19 protein-coding genes, 1 tRNA gene and 1 pseudogene are annotated in these 25,263 nt (G+C 69.7%); 13 read left to right on the top strand and 8 right to left on the bottom strand.

The annotated features are described in order from the left end of the window. Positions 1 to 122 precede the first annotated feature (122 nt). Both ACQPZQ_RS43165 and ACQPZQ_RS43170 read left to right on the top strand, forming a co-directional pair. Complete coding sequence (locus ACQPZQ_RS43165; protein ID WP_433290239.1) at positions 123 to 1,745, top strand: AMP-binding protein; 1,623 nt, start codon at positions 123 to 125, stop codon at positions 1,743 to 1,745. Positions 1,746 to 2,352: 607 nt separating this feature from the next. After that, complete coding sequence (locus ACQPZQ_RS43170) at positions 2,353 to 3,951, top strand: ABC transporter substrate-binding protein (RefSeq protein ID WP_433290240.1); 1,599 nt, start codon at positions 2,353 to 2,355, stop codon at positions 3,949 to 3,951. Between the two features lie 167 nt (positions 3,952 to 4,118). Here ACQPZQ_RS43170 and ACQPZQ_RS43175 read toward each other — a convergent pair whose 3' ends face one another. Next, entirely contained in the window at positions 4,119 to 5,321 is a 1,203-nt protein-coding gene (locus ACQPZQ_RS43175; RefSeq protein WP_433290241.1) for an acyl-CoA dehydrogenase family protein, read from the bottom strand. Positions 5,322 to 5,427: 106 nt separating this feature from the next. On the opposite strand from ACQPZQ_RS43175, the gene ACQPZQ_RS43180 reads away from it, so the two are divergent. Further along, entirely contained in the window at positions 5,428 to 6,189 is a 762-nt protein-coding gene (locus ACQPZQ_RS43180) for a hypothetical protein (RefSeq protein ID WP_433290242.1), read from the top strand. Here the strand turns inward: ACQPZQ_RS43180 and ACQPZQ_RS43185 are convergent. The 3 genes and pseudogenes from ACQPZQ_RS43185 to ACQPZQ_RS43195 all read right to left on the bottom strand — a co-directional run. Next, positions 6,074 to 11,077 (bottom strand): AAA family ATPase, encoded by a 5,004-nt coding sequence (locus tag ACQPZQ_RS43185; RefSeq protein ID WP_433290243.1) that lies wholly within the window; start codon positions 11,075 to 11,077, stop codon positions 6,074 to 6,076. The two genes, ACQPZQ_RS43180 and ACQPZQ_RS43185, sit on opposite strands and share 116 nt — an antisense overlap. 810 nt (positions 11,078 to 11,887) lie before the next feature. Next, on the bottom strand, positions 11,888 to 12,022 hold the full coding sequence (locus tag ACQPZQ_RS43190; protein ID WP_433290244.1) for a hypothetical protein: 135 nt from the start codon (positions 12,020 to 12,022) through the stop codon (positions 11,888 to 11,890). 40 nt (positions 12,023 to 12,062) lie between these two features. After that, a pseudogene (locus ACQPZQ_RS43195) lies at positions 12,063 to 12,284 on the bottom strand (Rv3235 family protein); the annotation flags it as partial. Between the two features lie 532 nt (positions 12,285 to 12,816). On the opposite strand from ACQPZQ_RS43195, the gene ACQPZQ_RS43200 reads away from it, so the two are divergent. Beyond that, positions 12,817 to 13,272, top strand: a complete 456-nt coding sequence (locus tag ACQPZQ_RS43200; protein ID WP_433290245.1) for a DUF7144 family membrane protein — start codon at positions 12,817 to 12,819, stop codon at positions 13,270 to 13,272. A gap of 297 nt (positions 13,273 to 13,569) precedes the next feature. Next, positions 13,570 to 14,004, top strand: a complete 435-nt coding sequence (locus ACQPZQ_RS43205) for a DUF7144 family membrane protein (protein WP_433290246.1) — start codon at positions 13,570 to 13,572, stop codon at positions 14,002 to 14,004. A gap of 455 nt (positions 14,005 to 14,459) precedes the next feature. Here ACQPZQ_RS43205 and ACQPZQ_RS43210 read toward each other — a convergent pair whose 3' ends face one another. Beyond that, on the bottom strand, positions 14,460 to 15,212 hold the full coding sequence (locus ACQPZQ_RS43210) for a thermonuclease family protein (RefSeq protein WP_433290247.1): 753 nt from the start codon (positions 15,210 to 15,212) through the stop codon (positions 14,460 to 14,462). A gap of 210 nt (positions 15,213 to 15,422) precedes the next feature. Further along, positions 15,423 to 15,494 (bottom strand) — tRNA-Thr (locus ACQPZQ_RS43215). Between the two features lie 475 nt (positions 15,495 to 15,969). Here ACQPZQ_RS43215 and ACQPZQ_RS43220 point away from each other — a divergent pair. From ACQPZQ_RS43220 to otsB, 4 genes are all read left to right on the top strand, one after another. Then, positions 15,970 to 16,548: a LysM peptidoglycan-binding domain-containing protein gene (locus ACQPZQ_RS43220; RefSeq protein WP_433290248.1), complete on the top strand. Its 579-nt coding sequence runs from the start codon at positions 15,970 to 15,972 to the stop codon at positions 16,546 to 16,548. Between the two features lie 201 nt (positions 16,549 to 16,749). Next, positions 16,750 to 18,060, top strand: coding sequence for a threonine/serine ThrE exporter family protein (locus ACQPZQ_RS43225; protein WP_433290249.1), 1,311 nt, complete (start codon positions 16,750 to 16,752; stop codon positions 18,058 to 18,060). Between the two features lie 73 nt (positions 18,061 to 18,133). Further along, positions 18,134 to 19,564 (top strand): alpha,alpha-trehalose-phosphate synthase (UDP-forming), encoded by a 1,431-nt coding sequence (locus ACQPZQ_RS43230; protein ID WP_433290250.1) that lies wholly within the window; start codon positions 18,134 to 18,136, stop codon positions 19,562 to 19,564. Further along, positions 19,561 to 20,316: a trehalose-phosphatase gene (gene otsB / locus ACQPZQ_RS43235; protein ID WP_433290251.1), complete on the top strand. Its 756-nt coding sequence runs from the start codon at positions 19,561 to 19,563 to the stop codon at positions 20,314 to 20,316. The genes ACQPZQ_RS43230 and otsB overlap by 4 nt, the downstream gene beginning before the upstream one ends. 9 nt (positions 20,317 to 20,325) lie before the next feature. Here otsB and ACQPZQ_RS43240 read toward each other — a convergent pair whose 3' ends face one another. After that, positions 20,326 to 20,715, bottom strand: coding sequence for a hypothetical protein (locus ACQPZQ_RS43240; RefSeq protein ID WP_433290252.1), 390 nt, complete (start codon positions 20,713 to 20,715; stop codon positions 20,326 to 20,328). A 91-nt stretch (positions 20,716 to 20,806) separates the two neighbouring features. Here ACQPZQ_RS43240 and ACQPZQ_RS43245 point away from each other — a divergent pair, with 91 nt between their 5' ends. After that, positions 20,807 to 21,367, top strand: a complete 561-nt coding sequence (locus ACQPZQ_RS43245; protein WP_433290253.1) for a TetR/AcrR family transcriptional regulator — start codon at positions 20,807 to 20,809, stop codon at positions 21,365 to 21,367. Here ACQPZQ_RS43245 and ACQPZQ_RS43250 read toward each other — a convergent pair whose 3' ends face one another. Then, entirely contained in the window at positions 21,368 to 22,471 is a 1,104-nt protein-coding gene (locus ACQPZQ_RS43250) for a LacI family DNA-binding transcriptional regulator (protein WP_433290254.1), read from the bottom strand. Between the two features lie 128 nt (positions 22,472 to 22,599). Here ACQPZQ_RS43250 and ACQPZQ_RS43255 point away from each other — a divergent pair, with 128 nt between their 5' ends. The 3 genes from ACQPZQ_RS43255 to ACQPZQ_RS43265 are packed head-to-tail and all read left to right on the top strand — an operon-like array spanning position 22,600 to position 25,261. Next, positions 22,600 to 23,568 carry a metal ABC transporter solute-binding protein, Zn/Mn family gene (locus ACQPZQ_RS43255; RefSeq protein ID WP_433290255.1) on the top strand — a complete coding sequence of 323 codons (969 nt, stop codon included), beginning with the start codon at positions 22,600 to 22,602 and terminating at the stop codon, positions 23,566 to 23,568. Beyond that, positions 23,565 to 24,407, top strand: coding sequence for a metal ABC transporter ATP-binding protein (locus ACQPZQ_RS43260; protein ID WP_433290256.1), 843 nt, complete (start codon positions 23,565 to 23,567; stop codon positions 24,405 to 24,407). Before ACQPZQ_RS43255 ends, ACQPZQ_RS43260 begins: the two co-directional genes overlap by 4 nt. Further along, the gene (locus ACQPZQ_RS43265; protein ID WP_433290257.1) at positions 24,404 to 25,261 is read left to right on the top strand and encodes a metal ABC transporter permease; all 858 of its coding nucleotides are present in this window, start codon (positions 24,404 to 24,406) and stop codon (positions 25,259 to 25,261) included. The genes ACQPZQ_RS43260 and ACQPZQ_RS43265 overlap by 4 nt, the downstream gene beginning before the upstream one ends. The last annotated feature ends 2 nt before the right edge of the window (positions 25,262 to 25,263 follow it).

Below are 25,263 nucleotides of genomic sequence, written 5' to 3' on the forward strand. Positions count from 1 at the left end.
CACGCCGACCTCGAGATCCGCGACAGGGCGAAACCGGACATCATGCTGCACAACGCGGCCCGGCTGTTCGGGCTGGACAAGGACGGCAAGCACGGGAAAAACAGGAAGGACGGGGCGGCCTGATGGGCGCCGGGTTGGAGGACAACTTCGCCTCGCACTTCGAGCAGATCGCCGACCTCGCCCCCGACCGGGTGGCGGTCATGGCCGGGGAGCGGGTGCTGACCTGGGCGCAGTTCGACGAGGCGGCCGACCGGCTCGCCGGTCACCTCGCGGCCTGCGGGATCCGGGCCGGGCAGCGGGTGGCGCTGCACGCCCGCAATTCCCCCGAGTACCTGGTGGCGTTGTTCGCGCTGTTCAAGGTCACCGCGACCCCGGTGAACGTGAACTACCGGTACCGGGCCGAGGAGGTCCGCCACATCCTGGCAAGCTCCCGGGCCCGGGCGGTGATCGCCGACCCGGACCTGGTCGACATCGCGCGGGAGGCCGCCGCGGTCCTGCACGACTGCCGGCTGGTGGTCACCATCGACCCGGCCGGCGGGTTCGGGCCCGAGGTCGCCGCCGCACCCCGGCAGCCGCGGCGTGCGCGCGGGGACACCGAGTGGCTGCTGTTCACCGGCGGCACCACCGGCTACCCCAAAGCCGTGCTGGGCAGCCACACCGAGCGGCTACGCGGCGTGCGGTCCGGTTGGTTCGCCGCCCTGGGCGTGACCGCGCGGGCCGACGACGTCGAGGCCCTGAACCAGGCCCTCGACCTCGACCCGCACGACCCGGGCGGGATGGTGCTGCTCCCCGCGCCGCCGCTCATGCACGGCACCGGGCTGTACTCGGCGCTCGGCGCGCTGGCCACCGGCGCCCCGGTGGCCCTGTTGCCGGGTCGCACCACGACAGGGGCGGACATCCTCGAGACGATCCGCAGGCACGGCGTCACCGACCTCGTCATCGTCGGGGACGCGTTCGCGCTGCGCCTGCTCGACGCCCTGGACGAGGCCGCGGCCGCCGGCCGACCGCCCGGGATCGACACACTGCGCCGCATCCGCAGCATCGGCGCCGTGTGGAGCACCGGAGTGAAACGGCGCCTACTCACCCATGCTGACCTCGCCCTCATCGACACGATCGCCGCGTCCGAAGGCGGGATCTACGCCACCTCCATGCTCACCCGGGCCAGCAAGGACGACGAGGCCGGGACCTTTCGGCTCGCCCCCGGCGCCCGCCTCCTCGACGAGCACGACCACGACGTCGAACCCGGCTCCAGCACCATCGGGGTCCTCGCCGCACCGGTGGCGCCGGTCTCCGGCTACGAAGGCGACCCGGAAAAGACCGCCGGCGCCTTCCACGACATCGACGGAGTGCGCTACTCCATCCCCGGCGACATGGCGCTGCTGGAGGCCGATGGGCGGCTGCGGCTGCTCGGCCGCGGCAGCTCAGTGATCAACACCGGCGGTGAGAAGGTCTACACCGACGAGGTGGAACTCGTGCTGCACGAGCACCCCGCTGTGCGGGACGCCGTGGTGCTCGGGCTGCCCGACCCGCGCTGGGGCAGCACCGTCGCTGCCGTGGTCTCGCTCGAACGCGGCGCGGCCGTCGACCCGGACGAGCTCGCTTCCTTCGTCGCGACCCGCCTCGCCGGCTACAAGAAACCTCGCCGCTTCATGTTCGTGCCCGAGGTGCAGCGGGCCAACACCGGCAAGGCCGACCTGGGCTGGGCCAGGCGCCAGTTCGAGGACCCGCACACCGCGACCGCATGATCGGCTCCGTGCAGCTCACGCCGCACAAGCGGCGAACATGACACGGTCTCGCACGAGGACCTCGCTGCCCGGCTCGAGATCCAGCAGTGCTGCAACTTCGTCCACAGCCGGCTCGACGCGGATCTGCACCTGTACCCGTGCAATACATCCGCCGGTGTGGGCGTCGCTGGTGAAGGTCCCCCGCGCCCGGCGTCGCGCTCGGTGCGGCGGAGGCGGTTGCGAGCCAGTCGCATGATCGGACGTCGAGGTCGGGCGTACCAGCCGGACCCGGGGAGGCCGACGATGGTTCCTCTATTCAGGCCGGTTCAGGTCGGGATCCCATGAGGCGACAACGCCACCGCACTGACACGAGGGTTGAAACCTGCAGATACAGGCGCGATCCAGATCTCGCCGTTGCTCGCGAAACATGGACCCGAACGTCAGCTTTCTGATGAGCTCGCCGAGCCTTCCTCACTAGCGGGTCGGGAGTTGGGTTCTTGACAGTTCCTATTGCTAACTTCAAGATTGAATACGCTCATGCGGCGGAGAGCGGCGTGCTCGGTGAGGAGACGTGATGCTGCACGACCTACGGGGGAGGGTCGGCAGGGCCCGTCCCAGGAGACCGGTCATGGCCGTCGCCGTCGCGATGGTTGCAGCGCTGCTGGCGGCGTGCGGAGCGGTCGGGGTCAACCAGGGCGGCGGCGCGGACGGTCGCTCACCACTGGTGCCCGTACGGCCATGGGGCGGGGACCCCGCCACCGAGGGCGAACCGCGGACCGGTGGCACGCTGATCATCGGCAATGATCGCGAGGTCGCCAGCTTCGATCCCACTGTGCAGAACGGCAACCTCATCGCCCCTGCCGTCTACGACTCCCTGCTGCGACTGAGCCCTGGAGGCGAGGTCGTGCCCTACCTGGCCGAGTCCATGGAAACTCCGGACGACGCGCGCACCTGGGTGATGCGCCTCCGCGACGGCGTGCTCTTCTCTGACGGCACCCCACTCGACGCAGAGGCCGTCGTCATCAACACACAGCGCCACATCGACGCTCCTGCCTCCCCAGCCGCTGCCTACGCCCGACAGATCACCGCGATGCGCGCGATAGATCCGCTGACCGTCGAGTTCTCACTCGCCGTCCCGCTCGGCAACTTTCCCGCCGTTTTCACCCAAGGCATCTTCGCCGGCACCCTCGGAATGATCATTTCGCCGGCCGCCATCGCGCAGTACGGCGACGAAGTCGGCGCCCACCCCGTCGGCGCTGGCCCCTTCCGGCTCACCAGCTGGCAGCGCGACAGCCGTATGCTCCTCCAACGCAACGAGCACTACTGGCAGCCTGGACTACCTCGGCTCGACGGCCTCGAGGTGCGGCCACTCTCCGACACCGAGACCCGCTTCGCCTCGATCATCAACGGCGACGTCGACCTCATCAACGGGGGATATCCGACCGAGCTTCTCCGCGCCTACGACGACCCCCGCTTCACCGTCTACTACGGGCCCAGCAACGGCGGCTTCTTCTTCACCTATAATTTTTCCCGTCCCCCCTTTGACGACCGCCGGATGCGCGAGGCTGTTGCGCACGCCATCGACGTCCGAGCTCTCGCCGCAAGTCTCTACAGCAACCAGCTCATCAGCTCAGACAGCCTTTTCGCCACGGGGAGCCCTTTTGACAACCCGACGGCCGGGCAGGGATACCCTGAATTCGACTTGGAACGAGCCCGCCAACTGGTCGCCGACTATGTCGCCGACGGCGGCAGCGCTGCGTTCTCCTTCAAAGCCAGCCGCACCGACGTCACCTTAGGCGAATTTGTCCAGGCCCAACTCGCGGCGGCGGGCATGCAGGTCGAGGTGGAGCTTTACGACCTCGCCGAGTTCACCGGAAGCATCCTGCAGAGCGGCGACTTCGAACTGGTGCCAAACGGAACCTCGTTCGATTACCCCTACCCCGCCGCGTCCCGTCTCCTACACACCGACGGATCGATCAACTTCGGCTCCTACTCCAATCCAGAGGTAGACCGCCTCCTCGACCAGGCCGCCAGCAGCACTGACGAGACCGAACGCACCACCCTCTACGGCGAGGTCGAACGTCTGGTCAACCAGGATCTTGCGCTGCTGTTCCTCAACCGAAGCTACATGTCGACTATCACACTGCCCGACGTCCGAGGAGTCCAGCGCTACATCACGCGCGACCTTTTTTACGCCAATCTCTGGCTCGACCGGTCGGGCTCCTGATGTAGTGCCAGCCTGTGCGCGGCGACGAAGGAGTACGGCCAACCCGGGATCAGCTGCGCCTGATTGCGCCCGCGACCGTAAACATGGCAGAACAGCCACTCCGCGCTGGTCGGGGCGGCAGCGCGCAGCACGCGGCGGTCCTACGGGACCCTGGGATGGGTAGGCGATCAGACGTCGATGGGCAGCGGCTCGTCGGCACCGAGCAGCAGGCGACCGTAGGCCTCCTTGCCGAGCTCGGGCATCATCAGCGCGTGCCGGCCCGCGATCTCAGAGTCCCGCCAGATCATGCTCAGGACGTTGGCGTCGGAGAAGGACGACGCCCCGTTGGCGGTCATGAGCCGGTCCACGCCGTCCTTGACGAGCTCCCCGATCATTCCGCTGTCCATGCGGACGCGGGCCCTGGTCAGCCTGTCGAGCCGCACACCGCGCGCCGCGGCGTCGTCGATATCGGCGCATGCGCGCTGCATGAGCATCTCGGCCTGATCGAACCGGGTCGCGGCCTCGGCCACCCCGACCTGATGTGTCGGCGAGTTCCGGGCGTTCGTGTAGCAGGTGTAGGCGACGTTCTTCTTCGGCAGCCCGGCCAGCGTGCGCTCCATCGCGTGCCGCGCGAGACCGATCTGGGGGCCGACCAGAATGATCGCGGCAACCGGCATGAACGCCATGTTCGCGTTCTGTTCGTCGGCCTTGTGCGACGTGCTGAAGTGGCCTTCGACCATGTCGGCGAACCGCTGGATGCGGTGGTCGGGCACGAAGTGGTCCTCGACCACGATCGTGTCGCTGCCGGAGCCCTTCATGCCGGCCACGAACCAGGTCGGCTCGATCTTCCAGGCACTTGAGGGGATGAGTGCCAGCCCGCGCGGGTCGTCTCCCTCGACGCCGATGCCCAAGGTCGCCCAGGTCGCGGCGAACCACCCGGACGAGTACGCCCAACGACCGCTCACGAGGTAGCCGCCCTCGACCCGCTCCGACTTCAGCGGCGGAGAGAAGACGCCGCACGCCTTCGCGTCCGGCGTCGCGTACATCTCCTGCTGCGCCTCGTCGGAGAACGTCGTCGAGAACCAGGTGCACACGCTGAGCAGTGCCACCGTCCAGGCGGTCGAGCCGTCACCGCGTCCCACCTCCGCCACGCACTCCATCATGGTGCGCAGGTTCGTCTCCAGGCCGCCGAGCCGGCGCGGCACGAGGAGCTTGAACAGCCCAGCCTCTTCGAGGGCGTCAACGACCTCGGGCACCACGCGTCGCTCCTGCGACGACTTCTCGGCGTGCTCACGGATCAGCGGCACCAGAGCGGTGGCGCGGGCGATCACGTCGCGGTCCGGCTCGGTTCCCGCTCCGGTGGCCTGCGCCCGGTCAAGATTGTCGGCCATGGCCTGTACTCCGTTCGACACGGAATGTGAAGCAGAACGCTAGGCGTATTCCGAGCAACGGCCAGCCGCTTCACGAGCGGGACAGTGTACCGCGCAGGGTCTGCCCGTGGACTCACGCAACCACGGCACGGGTGCGCAGATCCTCACCGATCTCGGTGTCCAGAGACTCCGCCTGATCACGAACAATCCGGCGAAGTTCGGCGGCCTCGACGGGCACGGCCTGCAGATCGTCGGCCGGGTCGGCCTCCCGGTGGCCGAGAACCCGCACAACGTCCGCTATCTGCGGACCAAACAGGATCGGATGGGCCATCGGCTGAGCCGACCGCCAGTCGGTGGGGATTGGCCGAGCTGCCGAAGGCTGCTCCCCATGCGGGGTTCTGAACCGATGCGGAACGCGCGTTCGGGGCAGGCATCGCGCATTGCACGCGCAGTTGGTCGAGCGATGTGTGGGGCGTCAGCCGACGCTTTCCTACGCGAGTTCGCCATCGTCACGCGCCCGAAGCGGGAATATGTGGCCTGGTGGTCGGGTAGCTGCCGGTTGAGGTCGGTGATGGCGTCCCACCACCTGACGACGTGTCCGGTTGCGCGGCCGTCTTGTTGGTCGCCCGGCCACGAGCCCGTGCGCACCTTCACCACGGCGGGGCACCAGTCCTTCGTCGGCAGGCCGTACGCGCTGCCGGCCCCGTGGCTGAGCTGTCGATTCCTTGGCCTGACGAGGAGTCCGGGAACAGGCCGACGAGGGAGTGGCTCTGTCAGCCGGAACCCCTGTGGGCGGGGGGCAGCGGGAGTTCGGCTTGCAGGGTGGTTCCTGCGCCGGGTGCGGTGTGGATGGAGAGGTGGCCGCCGAGTGCCTCGGCCCGGTCGGTGAGTCCGATCAGGCCGGTTCCGAGGGTGGGGTCGGCGCCGCCTTGGCCGTTGTCGCGGACGCGAACCCGCAGCATGGTGCCGGTGTCGTCGTGTTCGGTGGTGTCGATGGTGACGTGGACGGTGCTGGCGTGGGCGTGTTTGGCGGTGTTGGTCAGGGCCTCGGCGATCAGGTAGTAGGCGGCGATCTCGATCTGTTCGGGCAGCCGACCGTCGGTGTGGATGTCCAGTTCGACCGGGATGGGGCAGCGGCGGGCGAGTGTGTGGAGTGCGGGAGGGAGGCCGCCTTCGGCGAGGACGGCGGGGTGGATGCCGCGGGCGAGTTCGCGCAACTCGTCCAGGGCGCTGCTGGCCCGGGTGGCCAGGTCGTCGAGCTGGGTGGTCAGCTCGACCGCGTCGGGGGGAATCAGCGCTTGGGCGGCGCGGGCTTGTAGGGCGAGGGCGACCAGTTCTTGCTGGGCGCCGTCGTGCAGGTCGCGTTCGATGCGGCGGCGGGTCTGGTCGGCGGTGGTGACGATGCGGGCGCGGGAGGTGGTGAGCTCGGCGTAGAGCTGGGTGTTGTCCAGGGAGACGGCGAGTTGGCCGGCGATGAGGGTGACCGCGTCGAGCCGGTCGGCGGTGAACGCGGCGCGGATGAGCCGGTTTTCCAGCAGCAGCACCGCCCGCAGGCAGCCCCGGCTGAGGATCGGGACGGCTAGCAGGGAGCAGCACGGCAGGTCGGTGAAGTAGGGGTCGCGGGCGAAGCGGTCGTCGTCGGTGGCGTCGGCGACCACGAGGGGTTCGCCCAGGCGTTGGGCATAGCGCAGCACCGACAGGGGGACCACAGGTTCCTCGGCGGTGCCCGCGTCCCGGGCGGTGTCCGCGATGTGGGTGGTGCCGGTGTCGCTGTTGGGGGTGGGGAGCAGCCAGTCGTGGCGCTCTGTGTTCCACAGCAGCAGGTGCACGCCGGTGGCGCCGGTCATCGCGCTGAGCACCTCGACGACGCGGGCGTGCAGGCGTTCGATGCTGGTCTCGGAGCTGAGTGCCTGGGAGGCCGACAGGATGCCGAGAAGGTCGAGCGTGCCGGTGGTGACCGTGGACCGCTGGTGGCCAACATCGGCGGGTTGATCGCCGCTGTCGACGGCGATCGTGTCGGTCCCGGGCCGCAGGGTGGGGTAGGCCCAATCCAGTTGGTCGACTTTCTCGGTGGCGCCCCACGCGGCGTAGGCCTGGCGGGCCTGGGCGAGCAGCTCGTGGCCGACGTGGTCGAGGCCGTGGGCCAGGTGGAAACGGGCCGCGTGTTCGGTGATCAGGGCCCGATGCCACGGTCGTTGACGGGCAGCGACCTCGCGTCGGGCGGTGTCGAAGGCGAGGGCGGCGGCGCGGAAGTCGTCGACCGCCCAGGCCCGCTCGGCCTCCAGCAACCGCAGCAGGTGCAGAAAGTTGTCCGGCGCGTCCGCAGCACGGGCGGCCAGCCACCGGATCACATCGTCCATCTCGGACAGCAGACCCTCGCGCTCCGCACCGTCCGTGGCGCGGGCCTGTCCGGCCAGGCTGAGCCCGCGCAGTAGGTGGGCCACGGCGGTCGGGTAGAACCCCAGGGCGGCTGGCAGCAGCGGCATCGCCGCGGCGGTGTGTCGCGCCGCGACGACCGGATGGCCGAAGACGGTTGCGGCGACTGCCCGGGCGATGTGTGCCAGGACGAGTGCCAGCGGGTTGTCGGCGTACCGGTCGGCGGGAACCGCGTCACCGGCTGCGGCGGAGCTTTCGCCGCGCAGCACGCCCGCCAGCCACCGGTAGCTGTCGAGCACCTGGTCGGTCTGTTCGTTGCCGGTGCGCCGTGCGAAGGCCAGCGCCGCCTCTACCTGGTCGACGAGGTGGTCGAGGGTTGGCGCACAGTCCTGCAGGAAGTAGGCGGTCGCGTAGTAGGTGACGCCGACGTAGGCCAGATCACCACCAGCGATCAGCCCCTCGCGGGCACGCTGAGTGGCTTGGACACCGGTCTCGATGGGCTCGACCCAGCAACTGAGGATGCCGAACACCCGGCGCGCGAGCGAGGTATCGGGCTCATAGCCGCGGGCTTCACCCACCGCCAGGATCCGCCGCAACGCCTGATATCCGGCGGCGCTGTCGCCGCGCTGTGCCACGGCGTGGAAGGCCGCGATGGAGGCGGGCCCGACAAGGGTCTGTCCCGGTCCGTGCTCGATCCAGATCCGCAGCGCCTCCAGGCACAGCCAGGCAGACGTCGCGTGGTCGGCGACGAAGTAGCCCGCCACTTGGATTGCGTTGATCAGGCGCGTCGCGGCGAGCAACGTGCGGTCGGTGATCTCCGGCCGAGTCAGATCATCGGCGGCGTCGGTGTCCAGCCACCGGTACAGATACTCGAACTGGTGGTCGAGCTCCTGACCGAGTCGGTCCGCCGCAGGCACGACGATGCCGCACTCAGCCAGCGACTCCAGGCCCAGATCGATCGCTTCTCTGAAGCGTTTGCGGTGGGTCAGGCTGCTCACCTGCACCGCTGTCGCGTCGGCCCGTCGGATCGCGTCGGGACATAGCCGCTCGAGGGTGTGGTACTCCTCGTCCGCCTCGTCCAGTCGCCCGAGGCTGTAGAGGGCGGCGTGGCGGCCGGTACGCACCTCGATCAGCGTGGCGGTCTCCCCCGGCTCGATCAGCCGCAGCGCTGCGACCAGCAGCGCGTTCACCAGGGCGTATTCCCCGATCAATCTGGCCTGGTCGGCGGCACGGCGCAGCAGCCCCACCACCAGCCGGCGCTCCGCCGCATCGGTGACGGCGTCGATCACCGGCAGGTACTGCTCGGCCGCCACCGCGTACAACTCCGGTACCCCGGCCAGCCGCCGGGCCATGGCCAGCTGCAGCGCGCGTCGCCGCGCCGGGTCCAGCCCACCCAGGATGACCTCGCGGGTCCGGTCGTGGCGAAACCGCACCGCCTCACGCAGCCCCGGCTCCACCACCAGGACGCCCTCGTCGAGCGCGGGCGCCAGCTGCTGGTCCACCACTCCCGCCGGTGCGGCGGTGGCCGTCTGCAGCAGACTTGCCTCAGCTCGCCCGCCCAGGCACGCCATCGCCTCGACCAGCGCGCGGGACGCCGGCGGCATCGCCTCGACCCGCGCCGCGAGCAGCCCGCCCACCTCGGACTCGCCCAGACGAGCCCGCGCGGCCGCGTCGTCCCACCGCCACCCGGCGGTCGTCGCGGTCAGCACGCCCTCGCGGCGCAGCGCGTTGAGCAGCTCCACCGCCTCGTACGGATTACCCGACGTGCGCTCGTAGATCACCTCGACCAGCCCCGCCACCGCGGCCCGGTCCGCGTTCAGCATCTCCGCCACCATGGTGACCAGGCCCGGCACCGGCAAGTTGTCCAGCTGCACCTGCCGTACGCCGGCCTGCTCGCGCCACCGGGACAGCAGCACGGCCAGCGGATGCGCCGCGTCCGCCTCGGTGTCGCGGTAGGCCCCCACCAGCAACAGGCCCTCGACCGGTTCCTCGGACAGCACGAGATCGATGAAGCCGAGCGGGGTGCGCCCGCCCCACTGCAGATCATCGACGAACACCACCACCGGCCGTTTCCGCGACGCCACCGCCCGCAGCACCTGCACCGCCGCTCGCTGCGCCCGTACCTGCGCGGTCAGCGGATCCCCCGCATCCGGCGGCACCTCCAGCACCGCCGCGAACTCCGGCACCGTAGCGCTGAGCAGACCCGCGTTCGGGCCAAGCGCCTCGACGATCCGTTCGCGGACCTCGGCCAGCTTGTCGTCCGGCTCGGCCAGCAACAGCCGACCCAACGCCCGGAACGCCTGGTTACCCGCGTCGAACTCGACGTCCCGCCGGTACTGGTCGAACTTGCCGGCCACGAACCAGCCATCCCGGCCCGTCACCACCGGCCGCAGCTGATCGACCAGCGCGGTCTTGCCCACCCCGGGCACTCCGCTGACCAGCACACCCTGGCAGTGGCCCGCCAGCGCCTCCTCGAACGCCGCCTCCAGCTCCGGCACCTCGCCGCCGCGTCCCACCAGCCGTGACGGCGGCAGCAGCCGCAGCGGAACGTCGTGCTCGCCGATTCGCACCCGAGCCGCCGCCGGATGTGCCTGGGCGTCGCGCACCTGGTCCAGGTCGTGGGCCAGACCTTCCGCGGTCTGGTAGCGGTGGTCGGGTTCCTTCTCCAACAGATGCATGACGATCTCGGACAGCGGGGCGGGCAGCGCCGGGTTCACCTGGGCCGGCGGCACCGGGACCCGTGCCAAGTGATCGTGGGTGAGGCGTAGCGGGTCGCCGGTACCGAACGGCGGTTGGCCCGTCGCCAGCTCGTACAGCGTCGCACCCAACGCATACAGATCGGCCCGTTGGTCCACCGACCGGCCGGTGCGCCCCGTCTGCTCGGGGGCCAGATAGGCCAGCGCCCCGACGATCTCGCTGTGGTGGGTGAACTCGGGGCGAATCTCGGCGAACGACGTCGCCAACGCGAAGTCCACCAGGCACGGGGCACCCTCGTCGGAGATCACGATGTTGGCCGGAGTGATGTCCCGGTGCATCACTCCGCGGCGGTGCATTCCCGCGACCGCTCGGGCCAACATGCCGGCCAGCCGGATCAGCTCGTCGACGGTCAGCGGCTTGGCCAGCCCGGCCAGAGTGGTGCCGCCAGCGTCGACCAGCACGATCGACGCTGGGTAACGTGGCGCCTCCACCAGCTGTGCGACCCCGTCGACACCGCGCAGCCGCTCGAGGATCGCCTCCTCGTGCCGCAGCCGCCTCGGCGCGTCCGGCCCGAGCGGCTCCTTCCGGACAACGGCGCCCCCCGGCAGTGACACCCGCGTCACCCGCGTGCGTGCGCTCTCCTGCAGCACTACCTCGGCCCGAGCGGGCGGATCCCGGCCCCGCAGGGCCCCTTCCGTCCCCATCCGGCACCTCCGCGCACGGTCTACGCCTTGACCGCCGCTTGCACAAGTGGTCCTCGGTGACCGCAGGTGGCTGGAGCACCGCAGCCAGCAGCCCCCACGAGGAGCTCTGCAATCGCGGTTCGGCCTCCTTCGCCACCGGTCGGACAGCCTCGGCGAGCCCTGGACAGGAGCAGAGCACTGATCGCGACGACGGAGCCCTCCCGCGGACACCCACCCCCGCCGACCTCGAAACAGGTACAGCGGCGAGTTGACCGCGACTCGACACAGCGACCGGCGCGCATGCCGGGTTCCAGATGATGCGGGACGGTTTGGCTTCGGATGATGGGTGGCGGTCCATAGCCGGGTGTGCGGTTGCGGTGGTCACCATAGGCCTTGAATCGGGCCAGCGGTTTGGTGCTGGTGCGGGGGATCTGGTTGATCAGGCGGTCGCCGCGTTCGTCATCGGGGCGCTGTCGAACTGGTCGAGATAGCGGGTGAGCAGCTGATCGACGGTCGCGCTCGTCCGCGGGTTCCGCTTCTCCTCGCGCGCGGGAACCAATGGCGGAACGGCGCGGCACGGGAAGATCGTAGGACGCCTCGCACCACGTTTGATGCCACGACGCCCGATCTGCCTCGTTCGGCAGAGCCAAAAGTGCTGGTCAGGCGTGGAGCCGGAGGTCGGGATCGAACCGACGACCTACCGCTTACAAGACGGTCGCGCTGCCCACACCACTGCCTCTACCGGCGACTACCGCCACGCGATCGACCTCTCCAGCCACTTCGGACGCCACGACGTGACTCCAACTCGTGTCACGAGCCGTGTCATGACGGCTAAGCACCATCGATCACCGGCGCCGGCTCGAAGTCCAGCCCCCGCTCCGCCACTACCGGCGCGAACAACTCGGCCACCGCCGACCCTGAAGCCGAACCTCGCGGGGTGGTCGGGTCGTCAACGTCAGTCGGCACGCCCCGCATCGTGCCCGACCCCCCACCACAACGGGCACATTCATCCACAGGCCCCCAACCTGTCCCCATCCCCGCGCCGTGAGGGCGCATAGCCGGGCGGTCGCAGGATACGCACCGCGACAAAGCGCCATCCGGTCCGCTCGCGCTCGAACCGAGCCGCAACCGCTCGGACCCGCTGACGATCACCCACCGCCGCTGCCTCGAGGGCCTCCTCCGTCGGGCAGCACATACGCAGCGACCGCAGGCGGGACACCCGCACAGGGGCCCGGCCAGGCGCGCGGCCCGGGCGTAGCGCACCACCGACGGCGCCACCACCCCATCAAGCGTCCGGCCGAGCGGCGGCCGTCGATCACCTCCAACATCAGCCCCAAGCACCGGCGCCACCGGAACACGCGGCGCCCCGGAATCCGGCAGACCGGCGACCACCGCGGCCCGCTCTCCGTCCGCCTCCTCAATCGCCGCCGGTCGCAACCGTTGCACCGCAGTACGGACACGCCACCACCGACGGCGGCGGCTGCGCGGTGGCGGGCTGGTACGCGTTTCGCCGAATCCGTGGGGGCTTGTCCGCAGCAGGTCATGCTGGGCTCCGCGCCTTCCGGTGGGCCTGGCGGCCGGCCTCGTACACGAATATGCGCTGGCCGCGTGATGTGACCGGAGGTCTCCAATACCTCCGCGGCGTCGATGACCCGTGCATCGTCCGCAAACGGACCATGCGCTCCTCGCCCGTTGTGGATGAGGTCAGGGCCCCCCACCCACGTAACCATCGATCCCGCATGCACAGAGAGGAGAACGTCATGACCGAGGCCTACCGACCCACAACGGGTTCCGCCTCGACCGGTCACTCCGCGACGCGCACTGCGGATGAGATCAGCGGCTGGGTCGGCTGGGTTGTCTTTGCCGGACTCATGCTGATCCTGCTCGGATTCTTCCAGGTGATCGAGGGTCTTGTCGCGATCTTCGACCGTGGTTACTACCTGGTCGGCGCTGAGGGACTGGTCGTGAACGTCGACTACACCGCGTGGGGCTGGCTACACGTCGCGATCGGCGTGATCGCTATTGCGGCTGGGCTCGGGCTCCTGGCGGGGAACATACTCGCGCGCGCCGTCGGGATCGTCATCGCCATCGTGAGCGCGGTGGTGAACCTGGCCTTCATCGCCGCGTACCCGGTGTGGTCGACCATCCTGATCGCGGTCGACGTCATCGTGATCTACGCGATTGTCGTGCACGGGCGGGAACTGCAGAACCGCTGACGGGGAGGGCGCGCGCCGGACAACAGACGCTCGCCGAGACCGCTCGGCGTGGTGCAGGTATCCGCGCGGCGCCGCGAGACTGAGGCCGACCGATCGGACACCCGGGACCCGGACGTCGCAGACGGCCAACCAGCCGGACGTCGCGGACCGCGGGTCCCGGCAGCGGGCGGCTGAGCACGGGGTGCATTCCTGGGCGCAGGGCCCTCACCCAGCAGGGGTGACGACGACCGCGGCGCCCGCGACGACGCTCGTCACGGCCCGGACACCGGCCGGAGACGACGCAGGAAGGGCAGCCGGATGACCACCGAGCCGCAGGCGCCGCGAGACACGTCGACGTTGTGGGCAACCGGGCTCGCCAGGTTCGCCGGTCTCACCATGATCGTGCTGGGCGTGCTGCACATCGTCACCGGGACCGGTGCGCTTGTCGGCCGCGAGGTCGCGGTCCAGGGGGTCCACCACGTCTTCTCGATCGACACCGTCGCCTGGGGTTGGGCGCACCTGCTGCTCGGAGTGCTGGTGGCGTTCGCGGGGATGGCGGTCATCACGGGGCAGCTGTGGGGACGCCTGATCGGGATTCTGCTGGCCCTGGTGAGCCTTGTCGTGAGCTTCCTGTCGCTGTCACACCACCCGGGCCTGTCGATCATCGGGATCGTGTTGAGCGTGGTCGTGATGTGGGCGCTGTGCGTCTTCGGCAAGGAGGCGGCGGCCGCCTCACCCACGATGTTGGACTGAGGACCGCGGCACTGCGCTGCCACTGCCCGAACCGCTCGAGCTGGGCCACGAGCTTGTGATGCATCGCGTCGGTCCGACCGGACCTGTCGTCGGGCTTGACCACCGCCCCTTGAACTCGAGGACCCCGTTGTCGTCGCGACACCACGCCGTGGAGTGGCGTCCGCACTTGCAGGGGCGCCACCCGTAGATGAAGCGGTACGGCGCGTGCTCACGCTGACATCTGGAGCAGGGACGGTAGATGGTCAAGGGATCCCCTGGGCGTCCTGTGTCGAGGCGCCGTAGCGGAGCACGACGGGTCGGAGCTTACCGAGCGCGGACCATGATCGACCCTTCTTCACCTGAGGGGGTGCAGCCCTGCCGGGCTTCCGGTTGAGCCAGTCGGCGCCGTTCACTCCGAGCAGGCACCCTCCAGTGCCACCGAGCACGGCGGAGACGAACATGACAACGTCCGAGAATCAACACCACCGACGATGGGCGCAGAACCCTCCGGTCAGGGCTCCGTCCGGCAGGTTGACGTTGGGGCCGTTGACGCTGACGTGCTCCTCCCAGTCGGCAGTGCCGTTGCCGTCGTCATCGCCGTAGACCTTGGGCTTACCGCAGGGAGGTGCGTACATCCCCTCCGGGTGGTACGGCGCGTACTCGGCCGAGAACGTGATCGCCTTCTGGTACTTGCTGTTTGCGCCGTTCTCATAGACCTTCGCCCATCCTGTGGAGACGACGTTCCTGCCGAGGTCTTCCGTGAACAGCGGCGACTCAAGTACCGAAGCGGGATCCGGGTACTGGATGTAGCGGAGGAACTCGTCCTTCACCTTGTCCACGCCCGACTCCGCAATGATCTTCACCTGCCGACCTTCGACTTGCCCGCGTACATACTCGGTAGCGCCGGGGCCAGCGCACTGGTCCGGCTCAGGTGCGTCGAACCCGAACAGCCGGACCAAACGCCCATCAGCCAGCTCGACGGTGTCTCCGTCTACGGCCCGCTTGACCGTGACCAGCTCGCCGCCCTTAAAGCAAGTGCGATCAGCCTCGTACACGATGTCATCGTTGTGGCAACGCTCGTCGAGCAGCTCGATCGGCGACTTCTGTGCCTGCGCGGTGGTGGTCTCCTCTGCGTCGCCTCCCCCCGTGATGCCGTTGCACGCGGCGACCACGACGAACAGCCCGAGCAGCCACAGGCAGCCTGCGGCTGCGTTGTTTTTCCTAGCCACGCTTCCTCCCCTGTCGGCCGTGTCGGGGGCACGGCCGGCCACGGCATGTCGCCGGTGCTTTACCGTGCGTTACAGGCCGGTGCAGCTCAGAGGTAGACGCGAGCAGCTACCGGAGCGTCAGCGGAGGGGCAGCGCGGCGGTGACGACCGCCGTGCTGGTTGCTGCTCGATCCTGATCGAGCATGCTCCAGGGGCTATATTCCCTGGTGAGAGCCGGAGGTCGGGATCGAACCGACGACCTACCGCTTACAAGGCGGTTGCTCTACCACTGAGCTACACCGGCCGACTCACACGCTGCTGGCCCGCGAACGCAGACCAGACGATCTTCAGGAACCGGACGCCCTGACGGCGCTGCGTACCCCAGCCGTCCAGCGTCAAGACCTGGGTACATGGTGACATGCGCCGGAGCGGCCGACGGCATCGGTCCGGGACCAGGCAGCCATAGGCCATGCGCCTGTCTCGGCCCGGAGCGGCGACGGAGAAGCGTCCGGACGATCGTTGACTAACGGCAAAGGTTACGCAGAACGCTCCGTAGTCGCCGTGTACGTCGTTTCGAGCAGCTCCTGGGCCATCAGGAGGTACCCGAACCGTTCGACCGGAATGTCGACCCCAGCTCCGTTACCGTTGACTGCCGCCAACTCGCGTCAATGATCGGAGGACGGGAAATGCACGCACCTCCGGCATCGAGCGGGAAGCGACCTTCTCGTGGCGCCGGTGGTCTCGTGGCCGAGGTCCGGCACTAGCTGGACAGCCAGCCCATGGGTTCCTACGCCGGCCGAGCCAGGTGGGGAACCGTCGTCGTGGTGGCCGCGGTCGCTGCGCTGTCGCCGTCCGGCGTGGCCAGAGCCGGCGACTGGGGACCTATCGTGCAATGCGAATCGGGCGGTCGGAACGTCGAGAATCCTGGGCCTTCCACGGCCAGCGGATACTTTCAGTTCGTGGACGGCACGTGGCGGCGATACGGCGGCCAGCAGTTCGCACGCAGGGCCATCTATGCCACGTACGAAGAACAGCGCCTCGTGGCAGAGCGGGCGTACTCCAACGAGGGCTACAACCCGTGGAAAGCCTCCGAGGAATGCTGGGGGCCGAAGATGGACGACGAGATCCCCGAGCCCCGGATCAGGGAAGCACCCGAACCGGAGCCGGACAGGGAGCCGCCGCACAAGCCCGACAGGCGTCCTCCCACTGAGCGGGATCACTACGTGGTGAAGCGCGGAGACACGCTCTCGGGCATCGCCGAGGATCACGGAACCACCTGGCCGAGGCTCTTTCAGCGGAACCGCGATGTGATCGACGATCCGGATCTCATCTACCCCGGCGAGCAACTCGACGTCTAGAACAGACCGTGCACAGGCCGAGACTCGGCCGCAGGCCAGTTCGGCACCTACCCTGGCGGCCATGGCGCAGTTGATCGCGGCCGGTCTGATCACCGGTGATTCGTCGTGACAACGGCCCGACGTCTGACCCGACGGGTTCGCACTGTTCTGAGCCGCGAGGCGCACGAACTGTTACGCGCAGGGCCACCCACCGTGCCGCTGATGCGACCACTCGGCCCCCGGGTCCCGGACGACGCACACGTGCAGCAGGTGCTCGACCTGTGCATGCGGGTCGGGGAGGTCCTGCTCTCCAGTGGTGAGAGCGCCGGCGAGACGACCGACACCATGATGCGGGTGGCCGCGGCCTGCGGGCTCGCCACCGTCGAAGTGGACATCACCTTCACGTCGATCACCGTCTCGTGTCACCGCGGGAGGGCGGCCGCTCCCGTGACGTCGATGCGGCTGGTCCGCCACCGGTCGCTCGACCTCACCCGACTCGCGGAGGTCGCCAAGATCGTCGACCGGGTGGAGCACGGCGAGATCGACGCCGAGGACGCCTCGGCCGTGCTGACCGAGGCGGTGACCGCCCCGCACCCGTACCCCCGCTGGGTCGCGACCCTGGGTTGGGCCCTGCTGGCCGGGTCGATCGCCCTCCTGCTCGGCGCCGCCCCGATCACCGCGCTGGCCGCGTTCATGGTGACCGCACTCATCGACCGGATCGGTCGCATCCTCAACCGCTGGGGCCTGCCCTCGTTCTTCCAGCAGGTCACGGGCGGCATGATCGCCACCGGCTCGGGCCTCGCGATGTTCGCGGGAGGCGTCCTTCCGGCGGGTACGCAACCCTCGCTGGTGGTCGCCGCCGGGATCACGGTGCTGCTGTCGGGGCTCTCGGTGGTCGGCACCGTGCAGGACGCGATCTCGGGCTACTACGTCACGGCGGCGGGACGGGCGGCGGAGATCGCGCTGCTCTCGGCCGGGCTGCTCACCGGTGTCGTGCTCGCCCTGAAGATCGGCCTGGCATTCGGGCTCACGCTCCAGGTGGCCGGACCGCTGCCGCAGGGGCCCGGCTGGTACGGAATCGCGGTGTTCGCGTCGGCCGTGGGCGCCGCGGCGTTCTCACTCGCCGGATACGCCCGGCTGCGCCCGCTGCTGGCCGCCGGGACCGCGGGAGCGGCCGGCTGGGCTGCATACGGCGCTCTCAGGCAGCTCGTCGACCTGGGCCCGGTGGCCGCCACCGGGGTGGCAGCGGTCGTCGTGGGGATCGCCTCCGGTCTGCTTCGCCGGGGCGGGAGGGTCGCGCCGCTCGTCGTCATCCTCGCCGGGATCACCCCGCTGCTGCCCGGCCTCACCGCCTACCGCGGGTTCTACCAACTGGCCGTCGAGGGACTCGCGGACGGACTCGTGACGGTGACCCTCGCGCTCGCCATCGGGCTCGCGCTCGCGGCAGGGGTGACCTTCGGCGACTTCGTCACGCGTCCCTGGGTCCGTCGGCGAGCTCCCGGAAACACCACGAACGAGCATCCGCGGCAGTAGGCTTTCGCCAGAAGGTGGCAGCGGCCAGCAGCCTTCACACTTGCGCCGAGCTGGCGAATGTACGAGGAGGAACATGCCAACCGGCACTACGCTCTCCGATGCCGACTTCGTCGTGGTGGCCAACCGGCTACCGGTCGACCTCGAGAAGCTGCCCGACGGATCGCAGCGCTGGAAGCGCAGCCCCGGCGGCCTCGTCACCGCCCTCGAGCCGATGTTGCGCAGCCGCGAAGGCGCCTGGGTCGGCTGGCCGGGTCTGGCCGACGCCGACGTGGAGCCGCTCGTCGAGGACGGCCTGCAGCTCTACCCGGTGCGCCTGTCCGCCCGTGAGGTCGAGGACTACTACGAGGGCTTCTCCAACGGCACGCTCTGGCCGCTCTACCACGACGTGGTCGCGCCGCCCGCGTTCCACCGGCACTGGTGGCAGGCCTATGTCCGCGTCAACGAACGGTTCGCCGAGGTGGTGGCCGAGGTGGCCAGCCGGAACGCCACGGTCTGGATCCAGGACTACCAGCTGCAGTTGCTCCCCGCCGCGCTGCGGAAGCTGCGGCCCGACCTGCGCATCGGGTTCTTCCTGCACATCCCGTTCCCGCCCACCGAGCTGTTCATGCAGCTCCCGTGGCGAAGACGGATCATCGAGGGGCTCCTCGGAGCCGATCTCGTCGGTTTCCACACCCCCGGCGGCGTCCGCAACTTCCGCTGGCTGGCCACCCGCCTCACCGACGCCATTCCCGGCCACGGCCGCACCGAGGTCACCTTCGGCGGCCGCACCGTCAAACTCGGCGCCTTCCCCATCTCCATCGACTCGGCGGCGTTGGACCAGCTGTCCCGCACCCCCGAGGTGCTCGAACGGGCCAAGCAGATCCGCTCCGACCTCGGTGAGCCCGAGAAGGTCGTCCTCGGCGTCGACCGGCTGGACTACACCAAGGGCATCGACGTGCGGCTGCGCGCTCTCGAGGAACTGCTGACCGAGGGCCGGGTGAGCGCGGAGGACGTGGTGATGATCCAGCTGGCGACGCCCAGCCGCGAACGCGTCGAGCACTACCAGAAGATGCGCAACGACATCGAGCAGTCCGTCGGGCGGATCAACGGCGAGTACGCCCGCGTCGGCCACCCCGCCGTGCACTACTTGCACCAGTCATTGCCCCGCGAGGAACTGGCCGCCTTCTTCGTGGCCGCCGACGTGATGCTGGTGACGCCACTGCGAGACGGGATGAATCTCGTGGCCAAGGAGTACGTGGCCTGCCGGCACGACAACGGCGGCGTACTCGTGCTGTCGGAGTTCACCGGCGCGGCACACGAGCTGAAAGAAGCCATTCTCGTCAACCCGCACGACACCGACGGCGTGAAGAACGCCCTGCAGGTGGCCCTGACGATGCCTGCGGAGGAAGGCCAGAAGCGGATGCGCGCACTGCGCCGCCAGGTGCTCACGCACGACGTCGACCGGTGGGCACGCTCCTTCCTCGACGCGCTCGGGCTGCCGCCCGCCGAGGGAGCGGCGTCGTGAGCGATCTCGACGAGGCAGTACGGGCGATCGCCCGGGTCCCGGTCCTTCTCGTAGCCCTGGACTTCGACGGTGTGCTCGCCCCGATCGTCGACGTCCCCTCGGACGCCCGGCCGCTCCCCACGGCGGCCGCGGCCATCGGTTCGCTGGCGACTCTGCCGGACACCACCGTCGCGTTGGTGTCCGGACGCGGGCTGGCCGACCTGGCCGCCGTCTCGGGGTTCGGAAGCCCGATCCGTCTCATCGGGAGCCACGGCGGCGAGTTCGACGACGGAGGTGCCGCTCTCGACGACGCACAGCGCGAGCGGCTCGACCGGCTCCGCGCGGAGCTGCACGAGCTCGTCGACGGCGAACCCGGTGTCAGGCTGGAGGAGAAGCCCGCCGGGATCGCCGTGCACGTCCGCAACGCACCTGCCGACGTGGGCGAGCGCGTTTTCGAGGCCGTGCGCACCGGGCCAGCCTCTTGGGAGGGCATCGAGGTCACGCCGGGCAAGGCCGTGCTCGACCTGGCTGTGCTGCAGGTGAACAAGGGCCTCGCGCTCGACGTGCTCCGCGAGCGCACCAAGCCCGACGCGGTCCTGTTCGTCGGCGACGACGTCACCGACGAGACGGCGTTCCTCCGGCTCCGGGCCGGCGATGTGGGCGTGAAGGTCGGTCCCGGCGACACCGCCGCCGAGTATCGCGTTCCCAGCCCTCCCGAGGTCGCCACGCTTCTGCAGGAGCTGCTGGCCGTCCGCTCGTCGCTGCACGGATAGCAAGCCGGGTCAGGCCGCCGCTGCAAGGCGCTCGTCGGCCTCCTGCCACGTCAGCGGCAATGCGGTGGTGGACGCCGTCCAGAACGTGAACACCGAGTCGGCCATGGCTGCCCGCCGGCGCCTCATCACGGAACGGTGTGGCTCCGAACCCACCACGGCGTCGAGCGCGGAACGGTCCGTCCAGGCGCTGAGCGTGAAGAACTCGCGGCGCAGGGGGTGTGCCACCAGCGATACGCCCAATGCGCCGTCGGCGCGCCGGATCTGGGCGAGGATCCGGATGGAGTCGACGAGGAACGGCACGACGTGCCGGTACCCCTTGACGCGGAAGCGCGACGCCATCACAACCATCTCGCCGGCCGGGGCGGGCTCGTGGACGGGGATCCAGGGCAGAGCAGGCACGTTTCCTCCTCAGTATCGGTCTTGACAGTGGAAAGATTGCACGTGGCCAGCGATCTTGTCAACGTAAAGATCTGGGATATGATCTGTCGCCATGCCCTACCACCACGGCGACCTGCGCCGGGCCCTTCTCGACACCGCACTCGAGGCGGTGGCCGATCAGGGGCCTGCCGCGATCAGCCTGCGCGACGTGGCGCGCCGGGCCGGTGTCTCACATGCAGCCCCCACACACCACTTCGGGGACAAGACCGGGCTGCTCACCGCGCTGGCAGTCGAGGGATGGTCACTTCTGGCCGGCGCTCTCACCGAGGCCGGCGAGCAGAAGCAGAGCTTCGCCGAGCTCGGCGTCACCTACGTGCTGTTCGCCACCGCACATCCAGCACACTTCGCCGTGATGCGTGCTCCCGGACTCATTCGCGGCGACGATCCGGAGCTGGTAGCGGCCCAGCAACGCGCCGGCGACCGGCTACGGGCCGGGGCGAGCAGCCACGACCGCGGGGCCACATCGGAGACCACGACGACCGCCCTGGCCGGGTGGGCCCTGGTTCACGGCCTCTCGGCCCTGCTCCTGGAGGGCATGGTCAGCCCCGAACCGGGAACGGACGTCGCGACGCTGGCCCGTTCCGTCACCACCCGGTTGAGTGCGGGCGGCTGATCACCAGCCCGAGAAGAAGCGTTGGTCGGCGCGAGGCTTGGCGCTCGTCGTACCGAGGGTCAGCTCCGTGGGCAGCGTGACCCGGCGTGGGCGGTTGCGTTCGCCGCGCTCCAGCAGGAGCTCCCCCGCCACCCGCCCCTTCTCCAGCAGCGGCTGGCTCACCGTGGTCAACCCGGCGCGGGCGGCTTCGGGCACGCCGTCGAAACCGGTGATCGTGAGCTGGTCGGGAACCGAGAGCTCCCGGTCAGCGGCATGCTGCAGCGCGCCGAGCGCGAGGATGTCGGAAGTGCAGAGCACCGCCGTGAGTTCCGGATGGGCCGAGAGGAGGCCTGCCGCCCCCGCCCGTCCGGAATCGACGCTGTGCTCGAACCGCTCGTACACCGGCACCCCGGACCAGTCGACGCCGACCTCCGCGAGTCCATCACGGATGCCGGCCAGCCGTTCACGCTGCACCGGGTAGGTGGCGTTCGCCTGCCGCTCGGCGGAGGCGGGTCCGTCGTTGCGGCCCGCGCCGAGGCGCATGCAGAGCACGCCGACACGCCGGTGTCCGAGCCCCGTGAGGTGACGGGCCAGCGCGAGCATGCCCGCGCGGTCGTCGACACCGACGCGGTCGACCCCGTCGACGCCGGTCGGCTGGTCGCAGACGACGGTGGGGACCGGACGCTCGAGGACCGCCAAGAAGTGGGGGTCGTCCTCGCGAACGGAGTAGACGACGAACCCGTCGACGCCCGCCTGATGTACCGCCGTGACGTCGGCGTGCTCCGGGCTCACCGGGATGAGCAGCAGCCCCTGGCCCGCCTGCTCGCAGGCCAGGGCGAGTCCTTCGAGGAAGCCGGTGGCCGCGGGGTCGCGGAAGGCGTAGGAAAGGGCTTCGGTGAGCAGGAGTCCGACGGCGCCGGCCTTGCGGGTGCGCAGCGAGCGAGCCACCGGATCCGGCCCGGGGTAGCCCAGGCGCCTGGCGGCTTCGAGCACCCGCGCGCGCAGCGGGGCCGACAACTGGTCAGGACGGTTGTACGCGTTGGAGACCGTCGTCCGCGACACACCGAGCTCAGCAGCCAACGAGGCCAGAGTCGCGGGACGTCGGACGTTCGGAAGCCCGGACATCGCTGAACCGTAACGGTTCAGTTGGTCACCGGGAAAGTCGTGAGCCGCCGACCGGGAGAGCGAAAGCTCACAGCGCTAGAGTGAACGACAACGGTTATCAATAACTTCGCTTTGGGGAGACTTCGACCATGTTGTTCCGCCGCTCCGGCGCTTTCGCCACGCTGGCCGTGCTGGCCGCGCTCGCTCTCGCCGGTTGCGGTTCAGGAAGTGCCCCTGCCCCGCCCCCATCCGCTGCCCCGCAGGGCAACCCACCGATCAAGGTCGTCACCTCGACCAACGTCTACGGCAGCATCGCCCGGGCCGTGGGGGGCAACCGGGTCGACGTCACCTCGTTGATCAACGATCCGCAAGCCGACCCGCATTCCTACGAGACCACCCCGGGTGACGCGGCGAAGGTGGCCACCGCGAATGTGATCCTTTACAACGGCGGCGGGTACGACGACTTCATGGAGCGGCTGGTCCAATCCTCCGGCGGCAAAGCGGTCTCCATCGACGTCACCGCGCTGTCCGGGCTGGATCCGACGGCGGGAGCGGGAGGCGAAGACGCGGCCTCGGACCCCTATTTCAACGAGCACCTGTGGTACAGCCTGCCCACCGTGCAGAAGGTGGCCGATCAGCTTGCAACCGACTTCGGCGCGGCCGATCCGGCCGACGCGGACCTCTTCACGGCCAACGCACAGGCCTTCAAGGGCAAGGTGGCGGACCTCCTCACGAAGGAGCAGGCGATCGGCGCCGCCCATCCCGGTGCCCGCGTCGCCGTCACCGAGCCGGTGCCGGGTTACCTGATCCAGAGCGCGGGGCTCACCGACGTGACGCCGCCGGAGTTCGCGCGCGCGATCGAGGAGGACACGGACCCACCCGCGGCCGTACTCCAGCAGACCCTCGCCTTGTTCACGAACAACCCGGTGAGTGCCCTGATCCTCAATGCCCAGACCGAGACACCGACCACCACACAGGTGGAGCAGGCGGCGCAGGCCGCGAAGATCCCGGTGGTCATGGTGACGGAAACGCTTCCCGCAGGTGTTGACGACTACATCACTTGGATGAACTCCGAGATCGAGGCCCTGGCCAACGCTCTGAACGGGAGCCCGCAGTGACCACTTCCCACACCACCGCGTCCGGCGTGTCCCGGCTTCCGGTCACGAAGTCCGCTGTGTCGCTGCGCTCCGCAGCGGTCCGGTTCGGCTCCCGCACCCTCTGGGAGGGGCTCGACCTCGATGTCGCGCCCGGTGAGTTCGTGGCGGTCCTCGGCCCGAACGGTTCGGGAAAGACCACCCTGGTCCGCGTGCTGCTCGGGCTGCTCCCGTTGTCGGCAGGCGAGGTGCGGGTCGGTGGCCGGGCGCCCCGCAGGGGCAGCCCCAACATCGGTTACGTGCCCCAGCAGAAGGCGCTCGACCCCGACCTGCCGCTGCGTGGCCGCGACCTCGTCGGCCTCGGCCTCGACGGGCACCGGCTCGGCCTCGGCGTGCGCGGCATGCGGGCCCGGCGCGAACGGGTCGACCGGGCGCTCGCGGCCGTCGGGGGCACCGCATATGCGGGCTCACCGGTCGGGCGGCTCTCCGGCGGCGAGCAGCAGCGGTTGCGAGTGGCCCAAGCCCTCGTCGGCGACCCGGACGTGCTGCTGTGCGACGAGCCACTGCTCTCGCTCGATCTCTCGCACCAGCGCACCGTCACCCGGCTGATCGACGAGCGCCGCCGCTCGGCCGACACCGCGGTGCTGTTCGTCACCCACGAGATCAACCCCGTGCTGCCGCTGGTGGACCGCGTTCTGTACCTCGTCGACGGCCGGTTCCGGGTCGGGCCGCCGGAGGAGGTCATGACGTCGGACGTGCTCTCGGAGCTGTACCGCACCCGCGTCGACGTGGTGAAGGTGCGCGGCAGGCTCGTCGTCGTCGGCGCGGAGGAGCACGACGAGCATCACGAGGAGTCGGCATGAACGAGGTGCTGAGCCGGCTCTTCACCTTCTCCGGCACAGGTGAGCTCCTGGCGCTGCCCTTCGTGCAGAACGCGCTGATCGCGTGTGCTGTGCTCGGGCTCGTCGCGGGCGCGTTGACGCCTCTGATCATCTCGCGGGGCATGGCGTTCGCCGTGCACGGCACCGCGGAACTCGCGTTCACCGGTGGCGCAGCCGCGCTGCTCGTCGGCATCGGGGTGGAGATCGGAGCTGTCGTCGGGGCCGTCGTCGCCGGGCTGGTGTTCGGCCTGCTCGGGCTGCGCCAGCGCGAGCGCGACTCCGTGATCGGCGTCGTCCTCGCCTTCGGCCTGGGCCTCGGTGTACTGCTGCTCGCCCTCTACAGCGGCCGGGCCTCCAACAAGTTCGGGCTGCTGACCGGCTCGATCGTGTCTGTCGATTCCACCAATCTGGTGGTGCTCGCCGTCGTCGCCGTGCTCGTGATCGGCACGCTCACGGTGCTCTACCGCCCGCTGCTGTTCGCGAGCACCGACCCGGACGTCGCGCTGGCCCGTGGCGTGCCGGTGCGGTTCCTGTCGCTGGTGTTCGCGGTGCTGATCGGGCTCACCACCGCACTCGCCGTGCCCATCGTCGGCGCCGTGCTCGTGCTGGCGGTGATGATCGCACCGGGTGCGTCGGCCGCGCGCGTGACCGCGAACCCGCTGCTGGCCACCGTGCTCGCGGTGCTGTTCGCCGAGCTCGCACTGGTGGGGGGCACCGTCATGTCGCTCGCGCCCGGGCTCCCGGTATCCGGCTACGTCGCCGGCATCGCGTTCCTCTGCTACGTCGGCTGCCGGGTGGTGGCCCGGCTGCGCAGCCGCCGCGTCGCCACCGCCTGAGC

The organism is Pseudonocardia sp. CA-142604 (assembly GCF_050948475.1).
Classification (GTDB): Bacteria; Actinomycetota; Actinomycetes; order Mycobacteriales; family Pseudonocardiaceae; genus Pseudonocardia; species Pseudonocardia alaniniphila.

What these genes read in the sequence shown, in the direction of transcription:
- ACQPZQ_RS43230 (WP_433290250.1), top strand. Translation starts at nt 18,134, where the DNA reads ATGCCAACCGGCACTACGCTCTCCGATGCCGACTTCGTCGTGGTGGCC.
- ACQPZQ_RS43175 (WP_433290241.1), bottom strand. Translation starts at nt 5,321, where the DNA reads ATGGCCGACAATCTTGACCGGGCGCAGGCCACCGGAGCGGGAACCGAG.
- ACQPZQ_RS43225 (WP_433290249.1), top strand. Translation starts at nt 16,750, where the DNA reads ATGCGACCACTCGGCCCCCGGGTCCCGGACGACGCACACGTGCAGCAG.
- ACQPZQ_RS43245 (WP_433290253.1), top strand. Translation starts at nt 20,807, where the DNA reads ATGCCCTACCACCACGGCGACCTGCGCCGGGCCCTTCTCGACACCGCA.
- ACQPZQ_RS43255 (WP_433290255.1), top strand. Translation starts at nt 22,600, where the DNA reads ATGTTGTTCCGCCGCTCCGGCGCTTTCGCCACGCTGGCCGTGCTGGCC.
- ACQPZQ_RS43220 (WP_433290248.1), top strand. Translation starts at nt 15,970, where the DNA reads ATGGGTTCCTACGCCGGCCGAGCCAGGTGGGGAACCGTCGTCGTGGTG.
- ACQPZQ_RS43205 (WP_433290246.1), top strand. Translation starts at nt 13,570, where the DNA reads ATGACCACCGAGCCGCAGGCGCCGCGAGACACGTCGACGTTGTGGGCA.
- ACQPZQ_RS43165 (WP_433290239.1), top strand. Translation starts at nt 123, where the DNA reads ATGGGCGCCGGGTTGGAGGACAACTTCGCCTCGCACTTCGAGCAGATC.
- ACQPZQ_RS43250 (WP_433290254.1), bottom strand. Translation starts at nt 22,471, where the DNA reads ATGTCCGGGCTTCCGAACGTCCGACGTCCCGCGACTCTGGCCTCGTTG.
- ACQPZQ_RS43185 (WP_433290243.1), bottom strand. Translation starts at nt 11,077, where the DNA reads ATGGGGACGGAAGGGGCCCTGCGGGGCCGGGATCCGCCCGCTCGGGCC.
- ACQPZQ_RS43170 (WP_433290240.1), top strand. Translation starts at nt 2,353, where the DNA reads ATGGCCGTCGCCGTCGCGATGGTTGCAGCGCTGCTGGCGGCGTGCGGA.
- ACQPZQ_RS43200 (WP_433290245.1), top strand. Translation starts at nt 12,817, where the DNA reads ATGACCGAGGCCTACCGACCCACAACGGGTTCCGCCTCGACCGGTCAC.
- ACQPZQ_RS43265 (WP_433290257.1), top strand. Translation starts at nt 24,404, where the DNA reads ATGAACGAGGTGCTGAGCCGGCTCTTCACCTTCTCCGGCACAGGTGAG.